Raw genomic sequence first — 19,446 nt, 5'->3', positions numbered from 1 at the left:
GAGTTTACCGGGCGTCCGTACAGGCTCCGAACAGTCCATGTGATGTAGGAACGTACAGGTCAGAGGGCATGGAGGACATCGCGCGTCTGAGTGCTGGGAGCGAGCGGACGCCCGGGGTTGCCTTCCACTGTGACGCCGAGGGGGTGCGCTCCGGCGGCGCATGCCCCCTGCTGACGCCCGCACGGTGACGTCAAGCCCGACGGTGACATCTCCAAGGCCCTCGATGTGCCCGGTCAGGCAAGCTCGGTGGGCAGTTGGGGGTCCTTGGCAGGGACGCTCGTCGCTGTGATGTCGCGGCGTGGCGGGGCCAATGCGGCGGCGATGGCCACCGCCCCGATCGTGCACGCGGCGGCCGTTCCGGTCAGGGCGACATGCAGGGCGTGGGTGAACCCGTCGGCCAGCGTCCCGGAGTCACCGCCGGTCAGATCTCCCGCGGCAACCTCCTCGGCAAGCCCCCGGGAGCCGACGCGGGTGCTGACCAGGCTGACCAGCACCGCGCCGTACACGGCGATGACGATGGCCTCGCTGCCGATGCGCATGGTGTTGAGGAACCCGGTGGCCATCCCGGCCTGCTCGGGCTCGACGAGGCTCATCGCCGCACCGTCCCCCACGCCGAAGGACAGCCCGGCGCCCAGCCCGGTCAGCAGCAGCGGCCCGGCGATCACGGCGACCGAGGCGGAAGGGGTGATCACCGTGAGCCATGCGTTCCCGCCGGCGAACATCACCAAGGAAATCGCGATCACCGTGCGGGCCGAAACACCCCGGTTGACCAGTCCTCCGGCCAGCGGCGGCGCCAGGAGCACCGGTGCGGTCATCAGCAGCAGCACCGTTCCGGCGCGCTGCGGGGAGAGGCCGCTCGCACCCATGAGGTACGTGGGCAGGTAGGTCAGCAGCGTCACGAAGCCGAAGGTCGATACGACGGGCACCATGCACAGGGCCAGGAAGCGGCGGTTCTTCACCAGCGTCAGGTCGAGCAGCGGGGCGGCGGAGCGGGCCTGGAGGACGACGAAGAGCACGAGGAGCCCCACGCCGACGACGAGCAGCGCCAGCACACCGGGGCTCGCCCAGCCCCACTCCGGCCCCTGGACCGAGCCCAGGACCAGCGTGCCGAGGCCGGCGACGAACACGACAGCGCCGGTCACGTCCAGGCGGGGCCTCCGCTCGGCGCGGGATTCGGCGATGCAGCCGGCACCGGCGAGGGCCACCGCCAGCACGGCGGCGTGCAGTCCGAAGGCGGCGCGCCATCCCAGCCCGCTGACCAGCCAGCCCGACAGGGTGGGTCCGGCCGCCAGGCCGAGTCCGGCGGCGCTGCCGAGCGCCGCGAACGCGCGGGTGCGCGCGGCGCCGTCGAAGGTGGTGGCCAGAATTGCGCCGCCGCTGGCGAACACACCGGCCGCACCGATACCCGACAGAGCACGGGCGATGTCCAGCAGGACGATGTCGGACGCGGACGCGGCGGCGAGCGAGCCGACGGCGAACACCCCGCCGCCGATCACGAAGGCCCGCCGGCGCCCCACCAGGTCGGCCGCGGAGCCGGAGACCAGCGTGAACGAGGCGAACGTCAAGTTGTAGGCGTTCATGACCCATTGCAGCGGTGCGCCTGCGGTGTGCAGGTCCTCACCGATGCCGGGCAGCGCGACGGCTGCTCCGGAGATGGACATCGGCACGGTGAGGAAGGCCAGTAGCACCACCACCAGCGTGATCGCCGGACGGGAGCGGCCCATGGGCGCGGTAGTCACGAATCCAGGCTCCTTCACGGGAGTTCAGCGGCCACGATTGGCCACCGAGGCGACAGTGCCACTCAGTGGCATTAGCTGTCAAAGGGCAACAGCCCCCGAGTGATAGCCTCATGGTGTGAGTGATGACCTGCGTGACCTGCCGCTGCGCGAACGGAAGAAGGCGCGCACTCGCAGGGCCCTGGCCGAGACCGCGCTCCGCCTGTTCACCGAACGCGGGTACGACGCCACCACGCTGGATGACCTGTGTGATGCCGTGGAGGTGTCCAAGCGGACCTTCTTCCGGAACTACCCTTCCAAGGAAGACGTCGCGCTGGCCGCCGACAGTGACCTGTGGTCGGCCTATCTCGATCACGTGGCCACCTCGGAGATGGACGGCCCGCTCCTCGAGGCTCTCCGCCTGGCGCTGGGAACCACCTTGAGCGCCATGGACCCGGACTGGGACCGCCGCTTCCTGGCCACCCGCGAGCTGGCGGAGGCCGCACCCGCGCTGCAGGCGCACAGCCTGGGCTACTGCCAGGACACGACGCGAGCCCTGGTCGAGGCGGTGCATGGTTCCGTCGGCGCCGACACCGACGAGGTGCTTCTCTCGCTGACCGTGGAGATCTTCGTGGCCACCTGGCGCACGGCTTCCCTGCACTGGACGGCACAGGGCGGTCGCGGAGGCCGCGACGGCTTGACGAAACTGGTCGAGGAGACCTTCGCCAAGCTCCCCGCCGCGCTGACCTCTACCGCCTGACGCGCGGTCGGCGTTCGCGAAGTTCTGGGCCTTGGCCGATTCCTCGGCGTTCGATAAAGGTCTATTCGGTAAAGGTCTAGTCGCCCTGGCCGCGGGCCCTTGCGTTCGCGGCTACGAGAGCGCCGCCGGGCCCCGCCGCCCGGCGGCGGTCAGCTGTCGTACGGGGTGAGGTCGGCCCGCTTCGGCGGGCGGCCGTCGCCGGAGGACCGGCCGGTCAGCCGGCGCCCGATCCACGGGACCAGGTGCTGCTTGGCGAAGCGGGCGTCGCTGACCCGCCGCGTCGCCCAGGTCGCCCTGACCGCGGGCGGCAGCGGCGCGCGCCAGTCGTCCCCGGGCTCGTAACCGAGCGCCTGCCAGACGGCCTCGGCGACCCGGCGGTGGCCCTCCGCCGTCAGGTGCAGCCGGTCGACGTCCCACAGCCGCTGGTCGCCGAGGACACCCGCCCCGTACAGGTCGACGACGACGGCGCCGTGCCGGGCCGCGAGGTCGTCGATGCAGGTGAACAGCTCCTCCATGCGCGGCCGGAACCGCTCCATGACCGGCCCGTTGCGCCCGGGACTGCGCATCAGGACCAACTGCTCGCAGGACGGCGCGAGCTTCTCGACGGCCTCGGTGAGCAGGTCGCGGACCCGGACCATGTCGACCTTGGGGCGCAGGGTGTCGTTGAGGCCGCCCACGAGCGTGATCACGTCGGGCTTCATGGCGGCGGCGACATCGACCTGCTCGTCGACGATCTGCCCGATCAGCTTGCCGCGCACCGCCAGGTTCGCGTACCGGAAGCCGGGGGTGTGCGCCGCCATCCGGCCGGCCAGCAGGTCGGCCCAGCCGCGGTAGGAACCGTCGGGCAGCAGGTCCGACATGCCCTCGGTGAAGGAGTCGCCGACCGCGACAAGACTGGTGTAGTTGGCATTCATCTGCATGGCGCCAGCGATCGTATCCCGGCCACCGAGGTCGCGCGCGCCGCAGGTCTGGGCAGTGGGCGGCAGCGGCGGTATGCCATGAACACCGAAAGAAACGGGGAGAGCGTCATGGGCATGAGCAGCATGTGGACGGCGGCCTTCTGGAAGGCCACCGCCGAGCGCGCCGTCAGGACCTTCGCACAGTCCCTCGCGGCCGTCCTGGTCGCCGGGGCGACCAATCTGCTGAACGTCGACTGGGCGGCGGCGCTCGGCACCGCGGGCCTGGCCACGGTCCTCGCGGTCCTCACCGCACTCGGCGCCGCGGGCGTCGGCCCGCACGGCCCGGGCCTCCTGGAGACCCCCACGCCGCAGCCCGCGCCCCGGCCCACGGACTGAACCCTCACGCGGACCGAGCCCTCACGCGGTCTGCCCGAACAGCTCCCGCAGCAGGTCCTCCATGGTGACCAGACCGGCGAGCCGCCCGTCCGCGCCGAGCACCGCCGCGACATGTGTCCGGCTGCGCCGCATCGCGGTCAGCACGTCGTCCAGCGGCGTCGCCTCGCGCACGCGCGCGATGGACCGCATGTCCGGCACCCGGAACGGCAGGTCGCGGGGCATCGCGTCCAGCGCGTCCTTCACATGGAGGTAACCGACGATGCGCCGGCTCTCGTCCACGACCGGGAACCGTGAGAACCCGGACTCGGCGGACAGCTGCTCCAACTGCTCGGGCGTGACGCCCACGCGCGCGTAGACGACCTTCTCCAGCGGCAGCACGACGTCCTTGACCGGGCGGCGGCCCAGCTCCAGGGCGTCGTGCAGGCGTTCCTGCGCACGGTCGTCGATCAGGCCGGCCTCGGAGGAGTCCCGGACCAGCCGGGCCAGCTCACTGTCCGAGAACGTCGCCGCGACCTCGTCCTTCGTCTCCACGCGCAACAGCTTCAGCAGCGTGTTCGCGAAGGCGTTGATCGCGAAGATCACCGGGCGCAGGGCGCGCGCGAGGGCGACCAGCGGCGGGCCGAGCAGCAGCGCGGAGCGCACCGGTTCGGCGAGCGCGATGTTCTTCGGCACCATCTCGCCCAGCAGCATGTGCAGATACGTGGCCACCGTCAGCGCGATCACGAACGCGATCGGGTGGACCAGGCCGTGCGGCATCCCGACGGCGTCGAAGACCGGCTCCAGCAGATGCGCGATCGCCGGTTCGGCGACGATGCCGAGCACCAGGGTGCACAGCGTGATGCCGAGCTGGGCCGCGGCCAGCAGCGCCGACACGTGCTCCAGGCCCCACAGGACGCTGCGCGCCCTGCGGTTCCCTTCTTCGGCATGCGGTTCGATCTGGCTGCGGCGTACGGAGATCAGCGCGAACTCGGCGCCGACGAAGAAGGCGTTGACGACGAGGGTCGCCAGACCGATCAGGAGCTGGATCGCGATCATCGGGCGTCCTCCCGCGCGGTGTCGGTGGCGAGCGGGGCGTGCAGCAGGACACGGGCGGCACGGTGTCCGTGCGCGTCCACGACGTCGAGCCGCCACCCGGCGACCTCGACCGTGTCGCCGATGTCGGGGATGCGGCCCAGCTCGGTGGCGACGAGCCCGGCGAGGGTCTCGTACGGGCCGTCGGGCGTGCGCAGCCCGACCCGGGCGAGCTGGTCGGTGCGGGCGGCGCCGTCGGCCGAGTACACGGCCCGGCCCTCGTCGTCCGAGCCCGCGGGCGCGATGTCCGACGTCTCGTGCGGGTCGTGCTCGTCGCGCACCTCGCCGACGACCTCCTCGACGATGTCCTCCAGCGTGGCCACGCCGGCGGTACCGCCGTACTCGTCGATGACCACGGCCATGGTGCGCTTGCCGGACAGCCGGTCGAGGAGCTGGTCGACGGAGAGCGTCTCGGGCACCAGGAGCGGTTCGCGCAGCAGCTCGGACACGCTCTTGCGGGCGCGCTGCCCGGCGGGCACGGCGAGGACGTCCTTGATGTGGACGATGCCGACGACGGTGTCGAGGTTGCCGCGGAAGACGGGGAAGCGGGACAGGCCGGTCGCGCGGGTCGCGTTCGCCACGTCCTCGCAGGTGGCCTGCACGTCGAGGGCGACGACCTGGACGCGCGGCGTCATCACGTTCTCCGCGGTCAGGTCGGCCAGGTTCAGGGTGCGCACGAACAGCTCGGCGGTGTCCGCCTCCAGCGCGCCCTCCTTCGCGGAGTGGCGGGCCAGGGCCATCAGCTCCTGCGGACCGCGCGCGGAGGCCAGCTCCTCGGTCGGTTCGATGCCGAAGCGGCGCACGAGCCGGTTCGCCGTGTTGTTCAGGTGCGTGATGAACGGCCGGAAGATCGCGCTGAACCAGCGCTGCGGCGTCGCCACCCGCTTGGCGACCGCCAGCGGCGAGGAGATCGCCCAGTTCTTCGGCACCAGCTCACCGACGACCATCAGGAACACGGTCGACAGCGCGGTGCCCAGCACGAGCGCCACCGACGACGACGCGCTCTTCGGAATGCCGACGGCCTCCAGCGGTCCCGCGATGAGCTTGGCGATGGACGGCTCGGCGAGCATGCCGACGACCAGATTGGTGACGGTGATGCCGAGCTGGGCGCCCGAGAGCTGGAAGGTGAGGGCGCGCACCGCCTTCAGGGCGCCGGCGGCACCGCGCTCGCCGCGCTCGACGGCGTCCTCCAGCTCACCGCGCTCGACGGTGGTGAGCGAGAACTCCGCGGCGACGAAGGCGCCGCAGGCCAGCGAGAGCAGGACTGCCACGGCGAGCAGGAGCACTTCGGTCGTCATCGGGTCGTCACCTCCGTCCCATGATCGGCCAGGGACGGCTGCGGCGCGCGGTCTCGGGGACCGCGCAGGGGAATCGACCGGGTACTGGGAGGCTCGCCCATGGGCGGACGCTCACACCTTTCGCTGGAGAAGTTGGTGTGCCTCGCGCGATGCGAGGCACATGCCCATGGTAAAGGACCGGCAAAGTAAACGATGCGCTACTGCTCGGTCAGCGGCTTGACCCACCGGCTCCACTGCGGCTCGGGGGCGTAACCGGCGGCCTTCCACGCGTGGTGTGCCCGGTCGTTGCGGTCCAGGACCATCGCGTCGCCGCGCCGCCCGCCGAGTGCCAGGAACCGCTCCTCGGCCGCGGCGAGCAGCGCCGATCCGACGCCCTGCCGGCGCGCGTCCGGGTGGACGGCGAGGCGGTACAGATGGCACCGCCAGCCGTCGAACCCGGCGATCACCGTCCCCACCAGCTCCCCGTCCCGCTCGGCGAGCAGCAGCGCCTCGTGGTCGCGGGCGACCAGGCGCTCCACGCCCGTACGGTCGTCACTGATGCTGGTGCCCTCGGCGGCCACCTTCCAGAAGGCGAGCACGGCGTCGAGATCGGTGGGGGCGGCGGACCGGATACGGAGATCGTTCATGGCGCGTAGGCAATCAGGCGGGGCCACGCCCCGCAATGGCTTTCAGGGGCCGGTGACCGACCGCCCCGCCCACGGCGGCGCCGGTTCCGCCAGTGCCGCGAGCCGGTCCCGCAGCGCGTCGGGGAAGGCGACCGCCCGGCCCGCCTTCTGATCCACGTACAGGGCGAGCAGCTCGATGGTGGCGACGGCGTCCGGGCCGCCCGCGAACATCTCGTGCGCGAACCGGACCTTCTTCCCGGCCGCGCCGAGCACCCGCGTCCGCACGGTGAGCGCGGTCCCCTCGGGGACGTCCCGCAGATAGCGGACATGGGACTCGACGGTGTACAGCGAACAGCCGGTGCGCTCGCGGTACGCGGCGTCGACGCCCGTACGGTCCATCAGCGCGTCGGTCGCGAACCCGAAGACCAGGACGTAGAACGCCTCGCTCATGTGACCGTTGTAGTCGATCCACTCGGGCCGCACGGTCTCGTGGAACAGCGGGAGGCCGCTCACGCGTCACCGTCCCGGGGCAGCCGTCCGGTCGCACGCAGGACGGCGATGACGCCCCGGTCGCGCTCGCCGACCAGGTCGGCGACCGTACGCCCGTCGGCGGCGTCGTCGCAGCCGGACACCACGGCGTCGTACAGCTCCTTGTCGAGCTCCGGCGCTTCGAGCCGGGTCCACGGGGACTTCAGGGACGGCCCGAAGTGGTCGAGCATGTGGGCCATGCCGCCCTCGCCGCCCGCCAGCGCGAACGTGAGCATCGGGCCCATGACCGCCCAGCGCAGACCGGGCCCCTCGGTGATGGACCGGTCGATGTCGGCGACCGTCGCCTCCCCGTTCGCCACCATGTGCAGGGCCTCGCGCCACAGGGCCTCCTGGAGGCGGTTGGCGATGAAGCCGGGGACCTCCCGGTCCATGGTGATCACGGACTTGCCCGCGCACTCGTAGAAGCGGGACAGCCAGCCCACGGCGTCCGGGTCGGTCCGCTCGCCGCCCGCCACCTCGACGAGCGGGATCAGGTACGGCGGGTTGAAGGGATGCCCGACGACGAGACGGCCCGGGGCGGCCGCCGCCGTCTGCATGTCCGTCATCGGGTAGCCGGAGGTGGAGGAGGCGATCACGACCCCGGCGGGGGTCGCCGCGTCCAGTTTCGCGAGCAGTTCACGCTTCAGCTCCAGCTTCTCCGGAGCGCTCTCCTGCACGAACTCGGCGTCGGCGACGGCCTCTTCGAGCGTGCCGGTGACGGTGAGCCGGTCCGGCGACGCGCCGGGGGCCAGCCCCAGCTGTTCGAGCGCGGGCCAGGCCGCGGCCACCAGCCGGCGCAGCCGGGCCTCGGCGTCGGGCGCCGGGTCCCACGCGGTGACGTCGTAGCCGCGGCCGAGGAAATGGGCGACCCAGCCGCCGCCGATCACACCGGCGCCGACACAGGCGACCCGGCGCACGGACTCGGGGGAGGTCCTCTTCGGGGAACTCAACTAAGGCTCCTTGGGGGGTGGTCGGTGCTCAACCGCGGGGCTTCAGGCCGAGCTTGAGACGGGCCTCGTCGGGGGTGGCGACCCGGGCGCCCATCGCCTCGACGATGGTCACGGCACGCTCCACGAGCTGGGCGTTGGTGGCCTTGACGCCCTTGCCGAGATACAGGTTGTCCTCCAGGCCGACGCGTACGTGCCCGCCGAGCAGGACGGACTGCGCCACCCACGGCATCTGCATCCGGCCGAGCGCGAAGCTCGCCCACTGCGCGCCCTCGGGCAGCATGTTGACCATCGACTGGAGCACCCCGGGATCGGCGGGCGCGCCCCACGGGACGCCCATGCAGAGCTGGAACACGGTCGGGTCGTCGAGCAGCCCCTCGGCGAGCAACTGCTTGGCGAACCAGAGGTGTCCGGTGTCGAAGATCTCCAACTCCGGGCGCACGCCCAGCTCCTGGATGCGCTTGGCTCCGGCCCGCAGCATGTCGGGCGTGGAGATGTAGAGGTTCGAGCCGTCGCCGAAGTTCAGCGAGCCGCAGTCCAAGGTGCAGATGTCCGGCAGCAGTTGCTCGACGTGCGGCAGCCGCTCCAGGCCGCCCACGAGATCGGTGCCGGGCAGGTGCCGCAACGGCTCGTCGGGGTCGACGACCAGGTCGCCGCCCATGCCGGCGGTGAGGTTGATGACGACGTCGGTGCCGGTCTCCTTGATGCGCTCGACGACCTCGCGGTACAGCCGCGGATCGCGGGACGGCGCACCGGTCTCCGGATCGCGTACGTGGATGTGGACCGCGGCGGCACCGGCCTCGGCGGCCTGCACCGCGGAGGCGGCGATCTGTTCGGGGGTGACGGGGACGTGGGGGCTCTTGCGCACGGTGTCACCGGCGCCGGTGAGGGCGCAGGTGATGATGACGTCCTGGTTCATGGGTCGCGTCGGTTCCTCTCGGGAGGGAGGCGGGCGGGCGACGGAAAAGGGGTCGGGGACGGGACGTCACGACCGTAACCACGGACGGGCGGCCAACTCAAGCCCGTGTTTCATGATGCGAGCGGCCATCGCGCAAAATGAACGCGGAGAACGGGTCGGAGAATGGCCGGCGAAGCGGTGTCAGAGCGTCTCCGTGGCCCGTGCGATCTCCTCCGCCGCGGCCCGCGCGAGCGGCCCGAGCGTCTCGAACCGCGACTCCGGGACCCGGTCGTGCGGACCCCAGATGCTGACGACCGCGAACGGCCGGCCCCGGCTGCCGAGCACCGGTGCGGAGACTCCGTACAGGCTGCGTTCCATCTCGCCCACGCAGACGCTGTAGCCGCGCTCCCGGGTCCGTTCGAGATCGGCCCTGAGCCGTCGCCGGTCGGTGATCGTCGTGTCCGTGTACGCCTCCAGCGCGTCGCCGAGCAGCGCGTCCCCCTCCTCCTCGGGCAGCCAGGCGAGCAGGGCCTTGCCGGTGGACGTGGCGTGCAGCGGCACCTGCCGGCCGAGCCACTTGGCGCTGAGCACCACCGGCGGCGTCACCTCGTCGACGTAGGTGAGCCCGAGCTGCTGCACCACCGCCAGGTCGGCCGTCTCGCCGGTCTGCTCGCTGACCCGGCGCAGGGTGCCGTGGGCCCGGCGGATCAGCCCGTCGTACCCGGCGACCGACGCCATCCGGGCCACCTCGAAGCCGATCGTGTAGCGGTTGGTGACCGGGCTGCGCTCCACCAGGCCGAACCGCTCCATGGTCGACAGCAGCCGCCAGGCCGTCGCCCGGTTCAACGCGCAGCGGGCGGCGAGATTCGTGGCGGTGTCGCCGTCCGGCGCGCTGTCCGCCGTCGCCCGCAGCAGGGTGATCGCGCGCTCCAGGGACTGGACCTTGCCCGACGGGCTCGCACCCTCGTTGACCTGCACGGATTCACTGTCGTCCGGTGTGTGCCCGGTGTTCGGCATAGGTATCTGTCCCTCGGCTCTCTAGCCCGGTTGTTCATTGGGGGGAATACAAGTGTTCATCGTGGGCAGGAGCGCAGGCGCACGGCCTGTGACCTGGATCTTCCTCACTTGACCTCCCTCGCGGCCGTCCCTATGTTCTCAGCATCCGAGCGGCGATCGCGCCATGTGAACGTCACGCACGTCTTGTGATCTGGAGGCGAGGCCCCACCATGTCCGACAGTGTTTCTCCGCCCGGCGACGATGTCCGGGTCCGGTCCCGCGGGCTGAGCCGCCGCGGCGTACTGCGCGGCGGCGCCCTGCTCGCCGGCGCCGTGCCCGCCGCGGGCCTGCTGAGCGCGTGCTCCCGGCCCACCGTCGCCGCCTCGAACGGGAAGCCGCGGCGCGGCGGCACGCTGCGCGTCGGCGTCAGCGGCGGCAGCGCCAAGGACAGCCTCGACCCGCACAGCCCGCTGACGTACCCCGACCAGTCGCGCGTCGTGAACCTCTTCGAGCCGCTCTTCACGCACGACGCCGACTACCGCATCAGGCCGCTGCTCGCCGAGTCCCTCGAATCGTCCAAGGACGGCAAGACCTGGGTGGTCAAGCTGCGCAAGGGCATCGAGTTCCACAACGGCAAGACGCTCGATGCCAACGATGTCATCGCGACCCTGCGCCGCGTCGTCGACCCCAAGGCGCCCACCGCCGGCGCCGGCAGCCTCGAGATGCTCGACGCCCAGGGCCTGAAGCGGGAGAACGCCACCACGGTGCGGATCCCGCTGAAGACCCCGTACGCCCTGTTCGAGGATCTGCTCGCCCAGTACACGCTCGGCATCATCCCCGAGGACTTCGACCTCAAGCACCCCGTCGGGACCGGGCCGTTCAGCTACCAGTCGTTCAAGCCCGGCGACCGCTCCACCTTCCGGCGGTTCGACGGCTACTGGCGCCGGCCCGCCTACCTCGACGAAGTGGTCATCCTCGACTTCGCCGACGACACCGCGAAGATCAACGCACTGCTGAGCAGACAGCTCGACGCCATCGACAACCTGCCGCCCGCCTACATCGACATGATCAAGAACCAGGGCGGGCAGGTGCTGATCTCCAAGACCGGCTCCTGGAACCCCATCACGATGCGCGTCGACACCGCCCCCTTCGACGACGTCCGGGTCCGCCAGGCCTTCCGGCTCATCGTCGACCGGCCGCAGATGGTGGACCAGGCGCTCGGCGGTCAGGGGCGCGTCGGCAACGACATGTACGCGCCGCTCGACGTCGCCTACGCGAGTCAACTGCCCCAGCGCCACCAGGACCTGGGCCGCGCGCGCTCGCTCCTCAAGGCGGCCGGCCACGAGAACCTCAGCGTGGAACTCGTCACCTCCTCCGGCATCGGCGCCGGCTCCATCGAGGCCGCCCAGCTCTTCGCCCACCAGGCCAAGGGCGCCGGCGTCAAGGTCGACGTCCGCATCACCGACGCCGCGACCTTCTACGGCGACCGCTACCTCAGCTGGCCCCTCGCCCAGGACTACTGGATCACCCGGAACTACGTCCCGCAGGTGGACTCCGGATCCCTGAAGTCCTCCCCGTACAACGAAACCCACTGGAACGATCCGGAGTTCAACAGCCTCATGGCCCGGGCCCGACGCGAATTCGACGCCGACAAACGCAAGGAACTGCTCCAGGCCGCCCAGAAGATCGAGTACGACCGCGGCGGGCACATCGTCTGGGGGTTCAAGAACCAGGTGGACGCCTACGCGGCCAACGTCACCGGCTTCACCCCGAACGCCAACCTGCCCCTCTCCAACTACGAGTTCCGCAATGTCTCGGTCAGCGACTGAGCCGGCGGCGGTTCCCGCGGCGGACGGGTCCATCCACCGCGACGACGCCCCCAGCCCGATACGCACCTGGACCCTGTGGACGCTGCGCCGCGTCGGCATGGCGGTCCTCACCCTCTGGCTGATCTCCCTGCTGGTGTTCACCGCCACGCATCTGCTCGGCGACCCGGCCGAGGCCATCCTCGGCCGCTCGGCCACCCCCGAACGCCTCGCCGCGCTCCGCTCCGAACTCGGTCTCGACCAGTCGGCCGTGCACCAGTACTTCTCCTGGCTCGGCGGAGTGCTCACCGGCGACTTCGGCACCTCGCTCGCCACCAAGGGCCCGGTCTCCACCCTCATCGGCGGAAAGATCCTCAACAGCGCCGTCCTGGTCGCCGTCTCGGCCGTCATCATCGCCCCGCTGTCGGCGCTCGTCGCCCTCTACTCCGCCCGCCGCCGCGACCGCGCCGTCGACCACGTCATCCAGGTCGCGCTGCTCGGCACCGCCGCGCTCCCCGAGTTCGTGATCGGCATCCTCCTGGTCACCCTCTTCTCCACGGTCGTCTTCACCTGGCTGCCGTCCGTCGCGGTCTCCTGGGCCGGCAGCCCCTGGACCGACCCGGTCGTCATGATCCTGCCGGTGGCGACCCTCACCCTGGCCGTCGTCCCGTACGTCGCCCGGATCCTGCGCGCCAGCCTCATCGAGGTCCTGGAGAGCGACTACGTCGAGATGGCCCGGCTCAAGGGCGTCCCCGAGCGCCGCGCCGTCGCCCGGCACGCGCTCGGCAACGCCGTCGTGCCCGCCATCCAGGTCATGGCGCTGCAACTCGCCTGGCTCGCCGGGGGAGTCGTCGTGGTGGAGAGCCTGTTCCTCTACCCCGGCATCGGCACCGCCCTGGTCGACGCCGTACGCAACCGCGACGTCCCGGTGATCCAGGCACTCGCCCTGCTGATCGCCGCCGTCTACGTCGTCGTGAACCTGATCGCCGACGTCCTGACCATCCTCGTGACACCCAAACTCCGGACGGGGGTGCGGTGATGGCCACCGCTGTACTCGACACCAACACCGAACCGACCGGGGCCGATCCCGCCGCCCGCAGACCCCGGCTGCGCGGGGCGCTCGCCTCCGGCCGCACCTGGGTCGGCCTCGTGCTCACCGTCGGCATCGTCGGCATCGCCTTCCTCGGCCCGCTGTTCTCCCCGCACGGCGAGAACGACATCGTCGGCGCCCCCTACTCGGACGCCGCGCCCGGCGCGCTCCTCGGCACCGACTACCTCGGCCAGGACGTGTGGAGCCGGCTCCTCGCGGGCGGCAACTGGGTCGTCGTCACCGCCGTCTCCGCCACCGTCCTCGGCATGGTGCTCGGCGTCGCCGCCGGACTCGTCGCCGGATACGCGCGCGGCTGGCTCGACGAGGTCATCATGCGGATCTGCGACGTGATCCTCGCCTTCCCCCAGATCGTGCTGGTCCTGGTGCTGCTGTCGGTGGCCGGGCCCAAGCGCTGGCTGGTCGTCCTGGTCGTCGGCGTCTCGCACGCGCCGCGCGTCGCCCGGCTCACCCGGGGCATGACGACCGGCCTCGCCACCCGCGAGTTCGTCCAGTCCGCGGAGGCGCTCGGCGAGAAGCGGACCCGGATCCTGTTCCGCGAACTCCTGCCGAACATGTCGGCCCCGCTCCTCGCCGAACTCGGCCTCCGGCTCACCTACTCGGTCGGCCTGGTCGCCTCCATCGGCTTCCTCGGCTTCGCCTCCGACCCCAGCGCCGCCGACTGGGGCCTGATGATCAACGAGAACCGGCTGGCCCTCGCCGTCCAGCCGTGGGCGATCCTGGCGCCGGTCGTCGCCATCGCCGTGCTGGCCCTGGGCACGAACCTGATCGCGGACGGCATCGCTCGCGCTGCGGCCGGGTCCGGGGCCGGTGAGCGGGCGTGAACCGTTTCGTCGCCGGGTGCCGCCCGGTGGGGCTTCTCGCGCAGTTCCCCGCGCCCCTGGGCGAGCGGAGCTCGCTTCAGGGGCGCGGGGAACTGCGCGACCAGCCACGACGCACCCGCAGCCCGCAACGCAAGGGAGCCACCCCATGACCCCACCGATCACCGACATCGAGGCGACCGGCACCGACACCACGGCCTCCTGCACCGTCAACGGCCTCCGAGTCGTGCTCGGCCGCACCGGCCCCGACGTCGTCGACGACATCGCCTTCGACGTCGCGGCCGGCGAGATCCTGGCCCTGGTCGGCGAGTCCGGCAGCGGCAAGACGACCATCGCCACGGCCCTGCTCGCCCACACCCGCCGCGGCGCCCGCGTCGACGCGGGCGAGGTCGTCCTCGACGGACGCGAACTGCTCGGCGCCCCGGCCGCGGAGGCCCGCAGGCGCCGCGGTTCCGAGGTCGCCTACGTCCCCCAGGACCCGGCCGCCTCCCTCAACCCCGTGATGCGCGTCGGCAGTCAGATCCGCGAAGTGCTCGACGTCCACCACGCCGGCACCCCGGCCGAGCGCGACGCCCGCGTCCGCGAGGTGCTCGCCGAGGTCGCGCTGCCCGACGACGACGCCTTCCTGCGCCGCTACCCGCACCAGCTCTCCGGCGGGCAGTTGCAGCGCGTCGGCATCGCCATGGCGTTCGCGCTGCGCCCCAAGGTCCTCGTCCTGGACGAGCCGACGACCGGCCTCGACGTCACCACGCAGGCCCATGTCCTCGCCACGGTCCGGGAGCTGTGCGCCCGGCACGACGTGGCGGCCGTCTACGTCACCCACGACCTGGCCGTCGTCGGCGAGTTCGCGCACCGCGTCGCGGTGATGTACGCGGGCCGCATCGTCGAGATCGGCCCGCGCGAGACCGTCTTCGCGGCGCCCTCGCACCCGTACACCCGCGCCCTGCTCACCGCCGTACCCAGCGTCAACGAGGCCCGTGTGCTCACCGGCATCCCCGGCAGCACGCCCTCGCCGGGCAGGCGCCCCACCGGCTGCCGGTTCCGCGACCGCTGCGACTTCGCCGAGGAGGCGTGCGCGGAGCGGGAACCGGAGCTGACCGCCGTCACCGGCAGCGACGTGCGCGCCCGCTGCCGCCGGGTGGACCACGTCCGCGCCCGCCCGCTCCACTTCACCGTCGCCCCGCCGGCCGACGCCGAGCGCCCCGCCCCCGTCCTCACCGTCGAGGGGCTGACCGCCCACTACGGCTCCCGGCAGATCCTGCACGGCATCGACCTCACCGTCGGCCGCAACGAATGCGTGGCCGTCGTCGGCCAGTCCGGCAGCGGCAAGTCGACCCTCTCGCGGGCCGTCGGCGGACTGCACGACGAGTGGACGGGCACCGTCACCTTCCAGGACGAGCCGCTGCCGCCCGGCGCCCGGCAGCGCGGCCGCGAACTGCGCAAGGCCGTCCAGTACGTGTTCCAGAACCCGTATCTCGCCCTGAACCCCCGGATGACGGTCGGCAAGATCATCCGTCGGCCGCTGGAGCTGTTCGGTCTCGCCCGCGGCGCGGCCGCCACCGAGCGGGTGCACGAACTCCTCGCCCAGGTCATGCTCTCGCCCGGAGTCGCCGACCTGCGCCCCGACCGGCTCTCCGGCGGCGAACGCCAGCGCGTCGCGATCGCCCGCGCGCTCGCCTGCGAGCCCGAGCTGCTGATCTGCGACGAGGTGACCTCCGCGCTCGACGTCTCCGTGCAGGCGTCGATCGTGACCCTGCTCGACGAACTGCGCACCAGCCGCGGCCTGTCGATGCTGTTCGTCACCCACAACCTCGCCCTCGTCCGCTCGCTGGCCACCCGGGTCGCCGTCCTCTCCGACGGCCGGATCGTGGAGGAGGGCCCGACCGCCGAGGTCCTGGACCGGCCCACGCACCCGTACACCCGGCAGCTGCTCGAGGACACCCCCGGCCGGAAGAGCGACAGCACCCCCGAACCCGTAGGAGAAGGCGCCTGATGGCCACCGCACCGGCGGACCCCCGGATCCGCCCCGACGTCGAGTCCCTGCGCGAACCGCAGCGGCTGATCCCCTGCACCACCGAGATTCCCCGGGCCGCCGCCCCGCAGCCCTGGCCCCGCGCCGAGCGCCCGCTCTCCGCCCGGATCACCGGCGCCGGACGGACCATGGACCTCGACGAGTTCCTCGACCTCACCTTCACCACGTCGCTGGTCGTGATCGTCGACGGCACCCTGGTGCACGAGCGCTACTTCCACGGCGTCACGCCCGAGGACCGGCTGCTCGGCAACTCCGCCACCAAGTCGGCCCTCGCCCTCCTGGTCGGCGACATCCCGGACCTCGACATCGACGCGCCCGCGCGCTCGTACGTCCCCGAACTCGACGATCCGGCGTGCGGCTACCGCGAGGTGACGGTCCGTCATCTCCTGGCGATGACCACCGGAGTGGACTGGGCGGAGGACCACCGCGACCCGGCCTCGCCCGCCGCGCGCCTGGTCGCCCCCGTCCGCGAGGGCAAGGGCGGGATCCGCGAACAGCTCACGCGCATCCCGCCGGGCCGGACGCCGGGCACCTCCTTCACGTACTGCACCGCCGACTCGCTCGTCCTCGACTGGGTCCGCGAACGCGCCACCGGCCTCGACTTCGCCACCCATCTCTCCCGCCTGTGGGACACCGTCGGCGCCGAGCACCCGGCGGTCGTCGGCCACGACCCGCACGGCGTCGCCATGGCCGGCGGCTCGCTCGCGGCCACCGCCCGCGACTGGGCCCGCCTCGGACAGCTCCAGATGGACGGCACCTGGGACGGGCGCGCCGTCGTCCCTCGCGCGTGGACCGACACGTCGAGCCGCCCCGGGGAGCCGTTCCTGCACCCGGGCCGGCTGCCGGTCACGATCACCGCGCACGCCGGTTTCGGCCACCACTGGTGGCCCCTGGACACGACGGGGCGGCGGGTCACCGCCGACGGCATGCGCGGCCAGTTCGTGTACGCCGACCGGGACCGGCGCGTGGTCGTCGTCAAGACCTCGGCCTGGCCGCACGCGGACGCCTGGGCCGACATGCAGTACCGCGACCTGTGCTACCTGGCGCTCCCGGCCGTCGCGGAGGCGGCCCTGCGCGCCTGACCCGGCACCTCAGCGCCCGCGCAGCTCCTCGACGACCGGCGCCAGCGCCTCGGACGAGTCCTCCAGGACGGTGATGTACGAGAACCCGTACCGCTCCCGCACGGCCAGCAGCCGCGCCGTGATCTCCTCAACCGTGCCGACCAGAGCGAGCGGCGATTCGAGCAGTTCCCGCTCGGTGAGGTGCGGCATCCGCTCCAGCCACGGCCGGACGGCGGCGGGCCGGTCCTCGGTGACGGCGACGAGCTGCACCAGCAGATTCAGCTCGGCCGGCTCCGCGCGGCCGGCCGCGAACTTCCGGTACGCGGCGACCCGGCCGTCGAGCTCGTCCGCGGTCTGCGGCACCAGACCGCCCGCGTCGCCCGGCGCGGGCCTGGCGCCGGTGAACGCGGCGATGTCCGCGTGCTCGGCGGCGATCCGCAGCATCCGGTCGCCGTTGCCGCCGATCAGCAGCGGCGGCCGCGGGCCCTGCTCGGGCGCGCCGAGCTGCCGGTCCAACTCCTCGACGGTGCGCACCAGATGGTCCACCCGGCTGCCGGGCGTGCCCCACTCCACACCGGCCTGCTCGAACTCCTCCCGTACGTACCCCGTGCCGAGCCCGAGTTCGAGACGGCCGCCGGTCAGCGCGGCCGTGGTCGTCACCTCGCGGGCGAGCAACACCGGGTTCCAGAAGGCACAGTTGAGCACGAACGTTCCCACGGCAGGCCGGGTCGTCGCCTCGGCCGCGGCGACGAGCGCGGGGAACGGCGACGGCATCCCCAGATGGTCCGGGACCAGGATCACGTCGTACCCCAGCTCCTCCGCCCGACGGCACTTGGCGCGCCACGCGTCACCGGGGGCGAGGCTGAGCATGTTGACACCGAAGCGGAACGGACGCGGCATGAACTCTCCCTGCATGGGCGCTACATGAAGATACGGAAGGCCAACCTCTCATCCGTGTCGGGCCGCCGCCACCTCGTTCCCCGCGCGCCCGCCCGTCCTGTTCCGGTCTTGCCGGTGCTAGCGGACCGGCGCTAGCGTGAAGGCATGCCGAAGACCCAGCTGAACGTGCGGGTGGACGCGGACACCGCGCGCGCCGCCCGCGAGCGGGCCGTGGCCCGCGGGATGAGCGTGAACCGCTACATCGAGGAGCTCGTCCGGCGGGACGCGGGCGAGCAGGGCCGCATGTTCGTCGACGCCGCGGCCGACTTCATGCAGCGGTACGAGACGGTCTTCGCCGAGGAGTTCGGCCCGGAGACCGAAGGCCGGCGCCGCCCCGTTGAGTGACGCGAGCGGCTCCCCGCACTTCACGGTCGACCTCGCCTGGCTGCTGATGGTCGCCGAACAGAAAACCCCCGGCGACCCGCAGGTCACGGACTGGGGCGCCCTCGTGGCGGCCGTGTCCCGGCACTCCGCCCGGATACTCGACCTCCCGGTCTACGACACCCCGCAGGCCCGCGCCGCCGCCCTGCTGCAACTCCTCATCCACGTACCGGCGTTGGAGCGGTCGAACGCGATGTACGCCACCGCCGTCGCCTACGCCTACCTGGTCGCCAGTGGCGTACCGGTGACCACCTCCCCGGAGCAGGTCAGGGAACTCGCCCGCCTCGTGAAGCACGACGGCGCCGGCGTCCACGACATCGAGAAGGAACTGCACAGCTGGAGCCGGTGAGCCCGGCACCGGGAGGCTACGGACGCCGGGCCGTGCCGAGCACGCAGTACGAGGTGGGCAGCCGCGGCCCGCGATCCGGCACGATCAGCTCCCGGTGCTCCCCGATCTCGAAACCGGCGTCGCGCAGCTCCGCCACCGTGTCGCGCCCGGTGTGACACCCGCCGAAGAGCAGCGGCCACACCGTCCGGTCGAGCCCCGTCTGCACCCCGCGCATCGCACGCCCCGGCGCCCTGCCGTGCTCGAAGAACCGCACCTCGCCGCCGGGGCGCAGCACCCGCCGCACCTCACGCAGTGCCCGCGCCACATCGCGCACACTGCACAGCACGATGCAGAGCACCACGGCGTCGTACCCCTCGCTCTTGACCGGCAGCGCCTCCGCGGTCCCCGGCGCCACGTCCACCGGAACCTCCGCGCGCCGCCCCGCCTCGACGGCCAGCCGCCGCAGGGCGCGCTCCGGCTCGATGGCGACGACCTCGGAGACGGTGGCGGGGTAGTGGCCGAAGTTCAGCCCGTTCCCCGCGCCGATCTCGAGCACCCGGCCCGAGAGTCCGGTGAGCAGTTCGCCGCGCACCGGGCCCATGAACGGCTCGATCCGTTCGCTGAGCCCTGTGTAGAACCGGGCGAACACCGGGTGCCGTACGGCGTCGCCCGCCGCTTTCCGAGGCCGATCCGTCATCGCGCGCCTCCTGTCGAGTCCTGACCGGAGTGTTCCCCGACCGGAGCGTGCGGCAACGCTGCGCGGGCTTTCTCCGGTGGCCGGGTGCGGCTTTCGTCGTGGCTGGTCGCGCAGTTCCCCGCGCCCCTGAGCTGCGCACCGCGTGCGGCATCTCATAGGGG

20 protein-coding genes are annotated in these 19,446 nt (G+C 72.1%); 9 read left to right on the top strand and 11 right to left on the bottom strand.

What is annotated here, in order from left to right; genetic code table 11:
* Nucleotides 1-233: 233 nt before the first annotated feature.
* Nucleotides 234-1,739 carry an MFS transporter gene (locus tag ABII15_RS05340; RefSeq protein WP_353941112.1) on the bottom strand — a complete coding sequence of 502 codons (1,506 nt, stop codon included), beginning with the start codon at nucleotides 1,737-1,739 and terminating at the stop codon, nucleotides 234-236.
* A gap of 115 nt (nucleotides 1,740-1,854) precedes the next feature.
* On the opposite strand from ABII15_RS05340, the gene ABII15_RS05335 reads away from it, so the two are divergent.
* The gene (locus ABII15_RS05335; protein WP_353941111.1) at nucleotides 1,855-2,475 is read left to right on the top strand and encodes a TetR/AcrR family transcriptional regulator; all 621 of its coding nucleotides are present in this window, start codon (nucleotides 1,855-1,857) and stop codon (nucleotides 2,473-2,475) included.
* 149 nt (nucleotides 2,476-2,624) lie between these two features.
* Here the strand turns inward: ABII15_RS05335 and ABII15_RS05330 are convergent, their stop codons facing one another.
* A complete protein-coding gene (locus tag ABII15_RS05330; protein WP_353941110.1) occupies nucleotides 2,625-3,395 on the bottom strand; it encodes an SGNH/GDSL hydrolase family protein in 771 nt (256 codons plus the stop codon).
* A gap of 114 nt (nucleotides 3,396-3,509) precedes the next feature.
* Between ABII15_RS05330 and ABII15_RS05325 the strand changes: the two genes are divergently transcribed.
* Nucleotides 3,510-3,770, top strand: a complete 261-nt coding sequence (locus tag ABII15_RS05325; protein ID WP_353941109.1) for a holin — start codon at nucleotides 3,510-3,512, stop codon at nucleotides 3,768-3,770.
* Nucleotides 3,771-3,791: 21 nt separating this feature from the next.
* On the opposite strand, the gene ABII15_RS05320 is transcribed toward ABII15_RS05325, so the two are convergent.
* The 7 genes from ABII15_RS05320 to ABII15_RS05290 form a co-directional block, all read right to left on the bottom strand.
* Nucleotides 3,792-4,805, bottom strand: a complete 1,014-nt coding sequence (locus tag ABII15_RS05320; RefSeq protein ID WP_353941108.1) for a hemolysin family protein — start codon at nucleotides 4,803-4,805, stop codon at nucleotides 3,792-3,794.
* Nucleotides 4,802-6,139 (bottom strand): hemolysin family protein, encoded by a 1,338-nt coding sequence (locus tag ABII15_RS05315; protein ID WP_353941107.1) that lies wholly within the window; start codon nucleotides 6,137-6,139, stop codon nucleotides 4,802-4,804. Before ABII15_RS05315 ends, ABII15_RS05320 begins: the two co-directional genes overlap by 4 nt.
* A 197-nt stretch (nucleotides 6,140-6,336) precedes the next feature.
* On the bottom strand, nucleotides 6,337-6,765 hold the full coding sequence (locus ABII15_RS05310) for a GNAT family N-acetyltransferase (protein ID WP_353941106.1): 429 nt from the start codon (nucleotides 6,763-6,765) through the stop codon (nucleotides 6,337-6,339).
* Between the two features lie 42 nt (nucleotides 6,766-6,807).
* Nucleotides 6,808-7,257 (bottom strand): thioesterase family protein, encoded by a 450-nt coding sequence (locus ABII15_RS05305; protein WP_353941105.1) that lies wholly within the window; start codon nucleotides 7,255-7,257, stop codon nucleotides 6,808-6,810.
* Nucleotides 7,254-8,222, bottom strand: a complete 969-nt coding sequence (locus ABII15_RS05300) for a 3-hydroxyacyl-CoA dehydrogenase NAD-binding domain-containing protein (RefSeq protein WP_353941104.1) — start codon at nucleotides 8,220-8,222, stop codon at nucleotides 7,254-7,256. Before ABII15_RS05300 ends, ABII15_RS05305 begins: the two co-directional genes overlap by 4 nt.
* Nucleotides 8,223-8,250: 28 nt before the next feature.
* Complete coding sequence (locus ABII15_RS05295; RefSeq protein ID WP_353941103.1) at nucleotides 8,251-9,138, bottom strand: 3-keto-5-aminohexanoate cleavage protein; 888 nt, start codon at nucleotides 9,136-9,138, stop codon at nucleotides 8,251-8,253.
* 180 nt (nucleotides 9,139-9,318) lie between these two features.
* A complete protein-coding gene (locus ABII15_RS05290) occupies nucleotides 9,319-10,095 on the bottom strand; it encodes an IclR family transcriptional regulator (RefSeq protein WP_353941102.1) in 777 nt (258 codons plus the stop codon).
* 248 nt (nucleotides 10,096-10,343) lie between these two features.
* Between ABII15_RS05290 and ABII15_RS05285 the strand changes: the two genes are divergently transcribed.
* From ABII15_RS05285 to ABII15_RS05265, 5 genes are all read left to right on the top strand, one after another.
* A complete protein-coding gene (locus ABII15_RS05285; protein WP_353941101.1) occupies nucleotides 10,344-11,942 on the top strand; it encodes an ABC transporter substrate-binding protein in 1,599 nt (532 codons plus the stop codon).
* Entirely contained in the window at nucleotides 11,923-12,957 is a 1,035-nt protein-coding gene (locus tag ABII15_RS05280) for an ABC transporter permease (RefSeq protein WP_353941100.1), read from the top strand. The genes ABII15_RS05285 and ABII15_RS05280 overlap by 20 nt, the downstream gene beginning before the upstream one ends.
* Nucleotides 12,957-13,850: an ABC transporter permease gene (locus ABII15_RS05275; protein WP_353941099.1), complete on the top strand. Its 894-nt coding sequence runs from the start codon at nucleotides 12,957-12,959 to the stop codon at nucleotides 13,848-13,850. The genes ABII15_RS05280 and ABII15_RS05275 overlap by 1 nt, the downstream gene beginning before the upstream one ends.
* Before the next feature lie 145 nt (nucleotides 13,851-13,995).
* The gene (locus ABII15_RS05270; RefSeq protein ID WP_353941098.1) at nucleotides 13,996-15,840 is read left to right on the top strand and encodes an ABC transporter ATP-binding protein; all 1,845 of its coding nucleotides are present in this window, start codon (nucleotides 13,996-13,998) and stop codon (nucleotides 15,838-15,840) included.
* Nucleotides 15,840-16,961, top strand: a complete 1,122-nt coding sequence (locus ABII15_RS05265; protein WP_353941097.1) for a serine hydrolase — start codon at nucleotides 15,840-15,842, stop codon at nucleotides 16,959-16,961. Before ABII15_RS05270 ends, ABII15_RS05265 begins: the two co-directional genes overlap by 1 nt.
* Nucleotides 16,962-16,970: 9 nt before the next feature.
* Here the strand turns inward: ABII15_RS05265 and ABII15_RS05260 are convergent, their stop codons facing one another.
* Entirely contained in the window at nucleotides 16,971-17,840 is an 870-nt protein-coding gene (locus ABII15_RS05260) for an LLM class F420-dependent oxidoreductase (protein ID WP_353941096.1), read from the bottom strand.
* Between the two features lie 144 nt (nucleotides 17,841-17,984).
* Here ABII15_RS05260 and ABII15_RS05255 point away from each other — a divergent pair, with 144 nt between their 5' ends.
* Nucleotides 17,985-18,224 carry a toxin-antitoxin system HicB family antitoxin gene (locus ABII15_RS05255; protein WP_353941095.1) on the top strand — a complete coding sequence of 80 codons (240 nt, stop codon included), beginning with the start codon at nucleotides 17,985-17,987 and terminating at the stop codon, nucleotides 18,222-18,224.
* A 46-nt stretch (nucleotides 18,225-18,270) separates the two neighbouring features.
* A complete protein-coding gene (locus ABII15_RS05250; protein WP_353946965.1) occupies nucleotides 18,271-18,609 on the top strand; it encodes a fic family toxin-antitoxin system, toxin component in 339 nt (112 codons plus the stop codon).
* Between the two features lie 16 nt (nucleotides 18,610-18,625).
* Here ABII15_RS05250 and ABII15_RS05245 read toward each other — a convergent pair whose 3' ends face one another.
* Complete coding sequence (locus ABII15_RS05245; protein WP_353941094.1) at nucleotides 18,626-19,285, bottom strand: class I SAM-dependent methyltransferase; 660 nt, start codon at nucleotides 19,283-19,285, stop codon at nucleotides 18,626-18,628.
* Between the last annotated feature and the right edge of the window lie 161 nt (nucleotides 19,286-19,446).

It is taken from the genome of Streptomyces sp. HUAS MG91, assembly GCF_040529335.1.
Classification (GTDB): Bacteria; Actinomycetota; Actinomycetes; order Streptomycetales; family Streptomycetaceae; genus Streptomyces; species Streptomyces tabacisoli.
The sequence above is the reverse complement of the archived record's forward strand: the minus strand, read 5'-3'. Positions and strand labels throughout refer to the sequence as shown.

Excerpts from the sequence above, each read along its gene's own strand:
- ABII15_RS05330 (WP_353941110.1), bottom strand. The coding sequence starts at position 3,395 with ATGCAGATGAATGCCAACTACACCAGTCTTGTCGCGGTCGGCGACTCC.
- ABII15_RS05325 (WP_353941109.1), top strand. The coding sequence starts at position 3,510 with ATGAGCAGCATGTGGACGGCGGCCTTCTGGAAGGCCACCGCCGAGCGC.
- ABII15_RS05320 (WP_353941108.1), bottom strand. The coding sequence starts at position 4,805 with ATGATCGCGATCCAGCTCCTGATCGGTCTGGCGACCCTCGTCGTCAAC.
- ABII15_RS05315 (WP_353941107.1), bottom strand. The coding sequence starts at position 6,139 with ATGACGACCGAAGTGCTCCTGCTCGCCGTGGCAGTCCTGCTCTCGCTG.
- ABII15_RS05310 (WP_353941106.1), bottom strand. The coding sequence starts at position 6,765 with ATGAACGATCTCCGTATCCGGTCCGCCGCCCCCACCGATCTCGACGCC.
- ABII15_RS05295 (WP_353941103.1), bottom strand. The coding sequence starts at position 9,138 with ATGAACCAGGACGTCATCATCACCTGCGCCCTCACCGGCGCCGGTGAC.
- ABII15_RS05285 (WP_353941101.1), top strand. The coding sequence starts at position 10,344 with ATGTCCGACAGTGTTTCTCCGCCCGGCGACGATGTCCGGGTCCGGTCC.
- ABII15_RS05280 (WP_353941100.1), top strand. The coding sequence starts at position 11,923 with ATGTCTCGGTCAGCGACTGAGCCGGCGGCGGTTCCCGCGGCGGACGGG.
- ABII15_RS05275 (WP_353941099.1), top strand. The coding sequence starts at position 12,957 with ATGGCCACCGCTGTACTCGACACCAACACCGAACCGACCGGGGCCGAT.
- ABII15_RS05270 (WP_353941098.1), top strand. The coding sequence starts at position 13,996 with ATGACCCCACCGATCACCGACATCGAGGCGACCGGCACCGACACCACG.
- ABII15_RS05265 (WP_353941097.1), top strand. The coding sequence starts at position 15,840 with ATGGCCACCGCACCGGCGGACCCCCGGATCCGCCCCGACGTCGAGTCC.
- ABII15_RS05260 (WP_353941096.1), bottom strand. The coding sequence starts at position 17,840 with ATGCCGCGTCCGTTCCGCTTCGGTGTCAACATGCTCAGCCTCGCCCCC.
- ABII15_RS05255 (WP_353941095.1), top strand. The coding sequence starts at position 17,985 with ATGCCGAAGACCCAGCTGAACGTGCGGGTGGACGCGGACACCGCGCGC.
- ABII15_RS05250 (WP_353946965.1), top strand. The coding sequence starts at position 18,271 with ATGGTCGCCGAACAGAAAACCCCCGGCGACCCGCAGGTCACGGACTGG.
- ABII15_RS05245 (WP_353941094.1), bottom strand. The coding sequence starts at position 19,285 with ATGACGGATCGGCCTCGGAAAGCGGCGGGCGACGCCGTACGGCACCCG.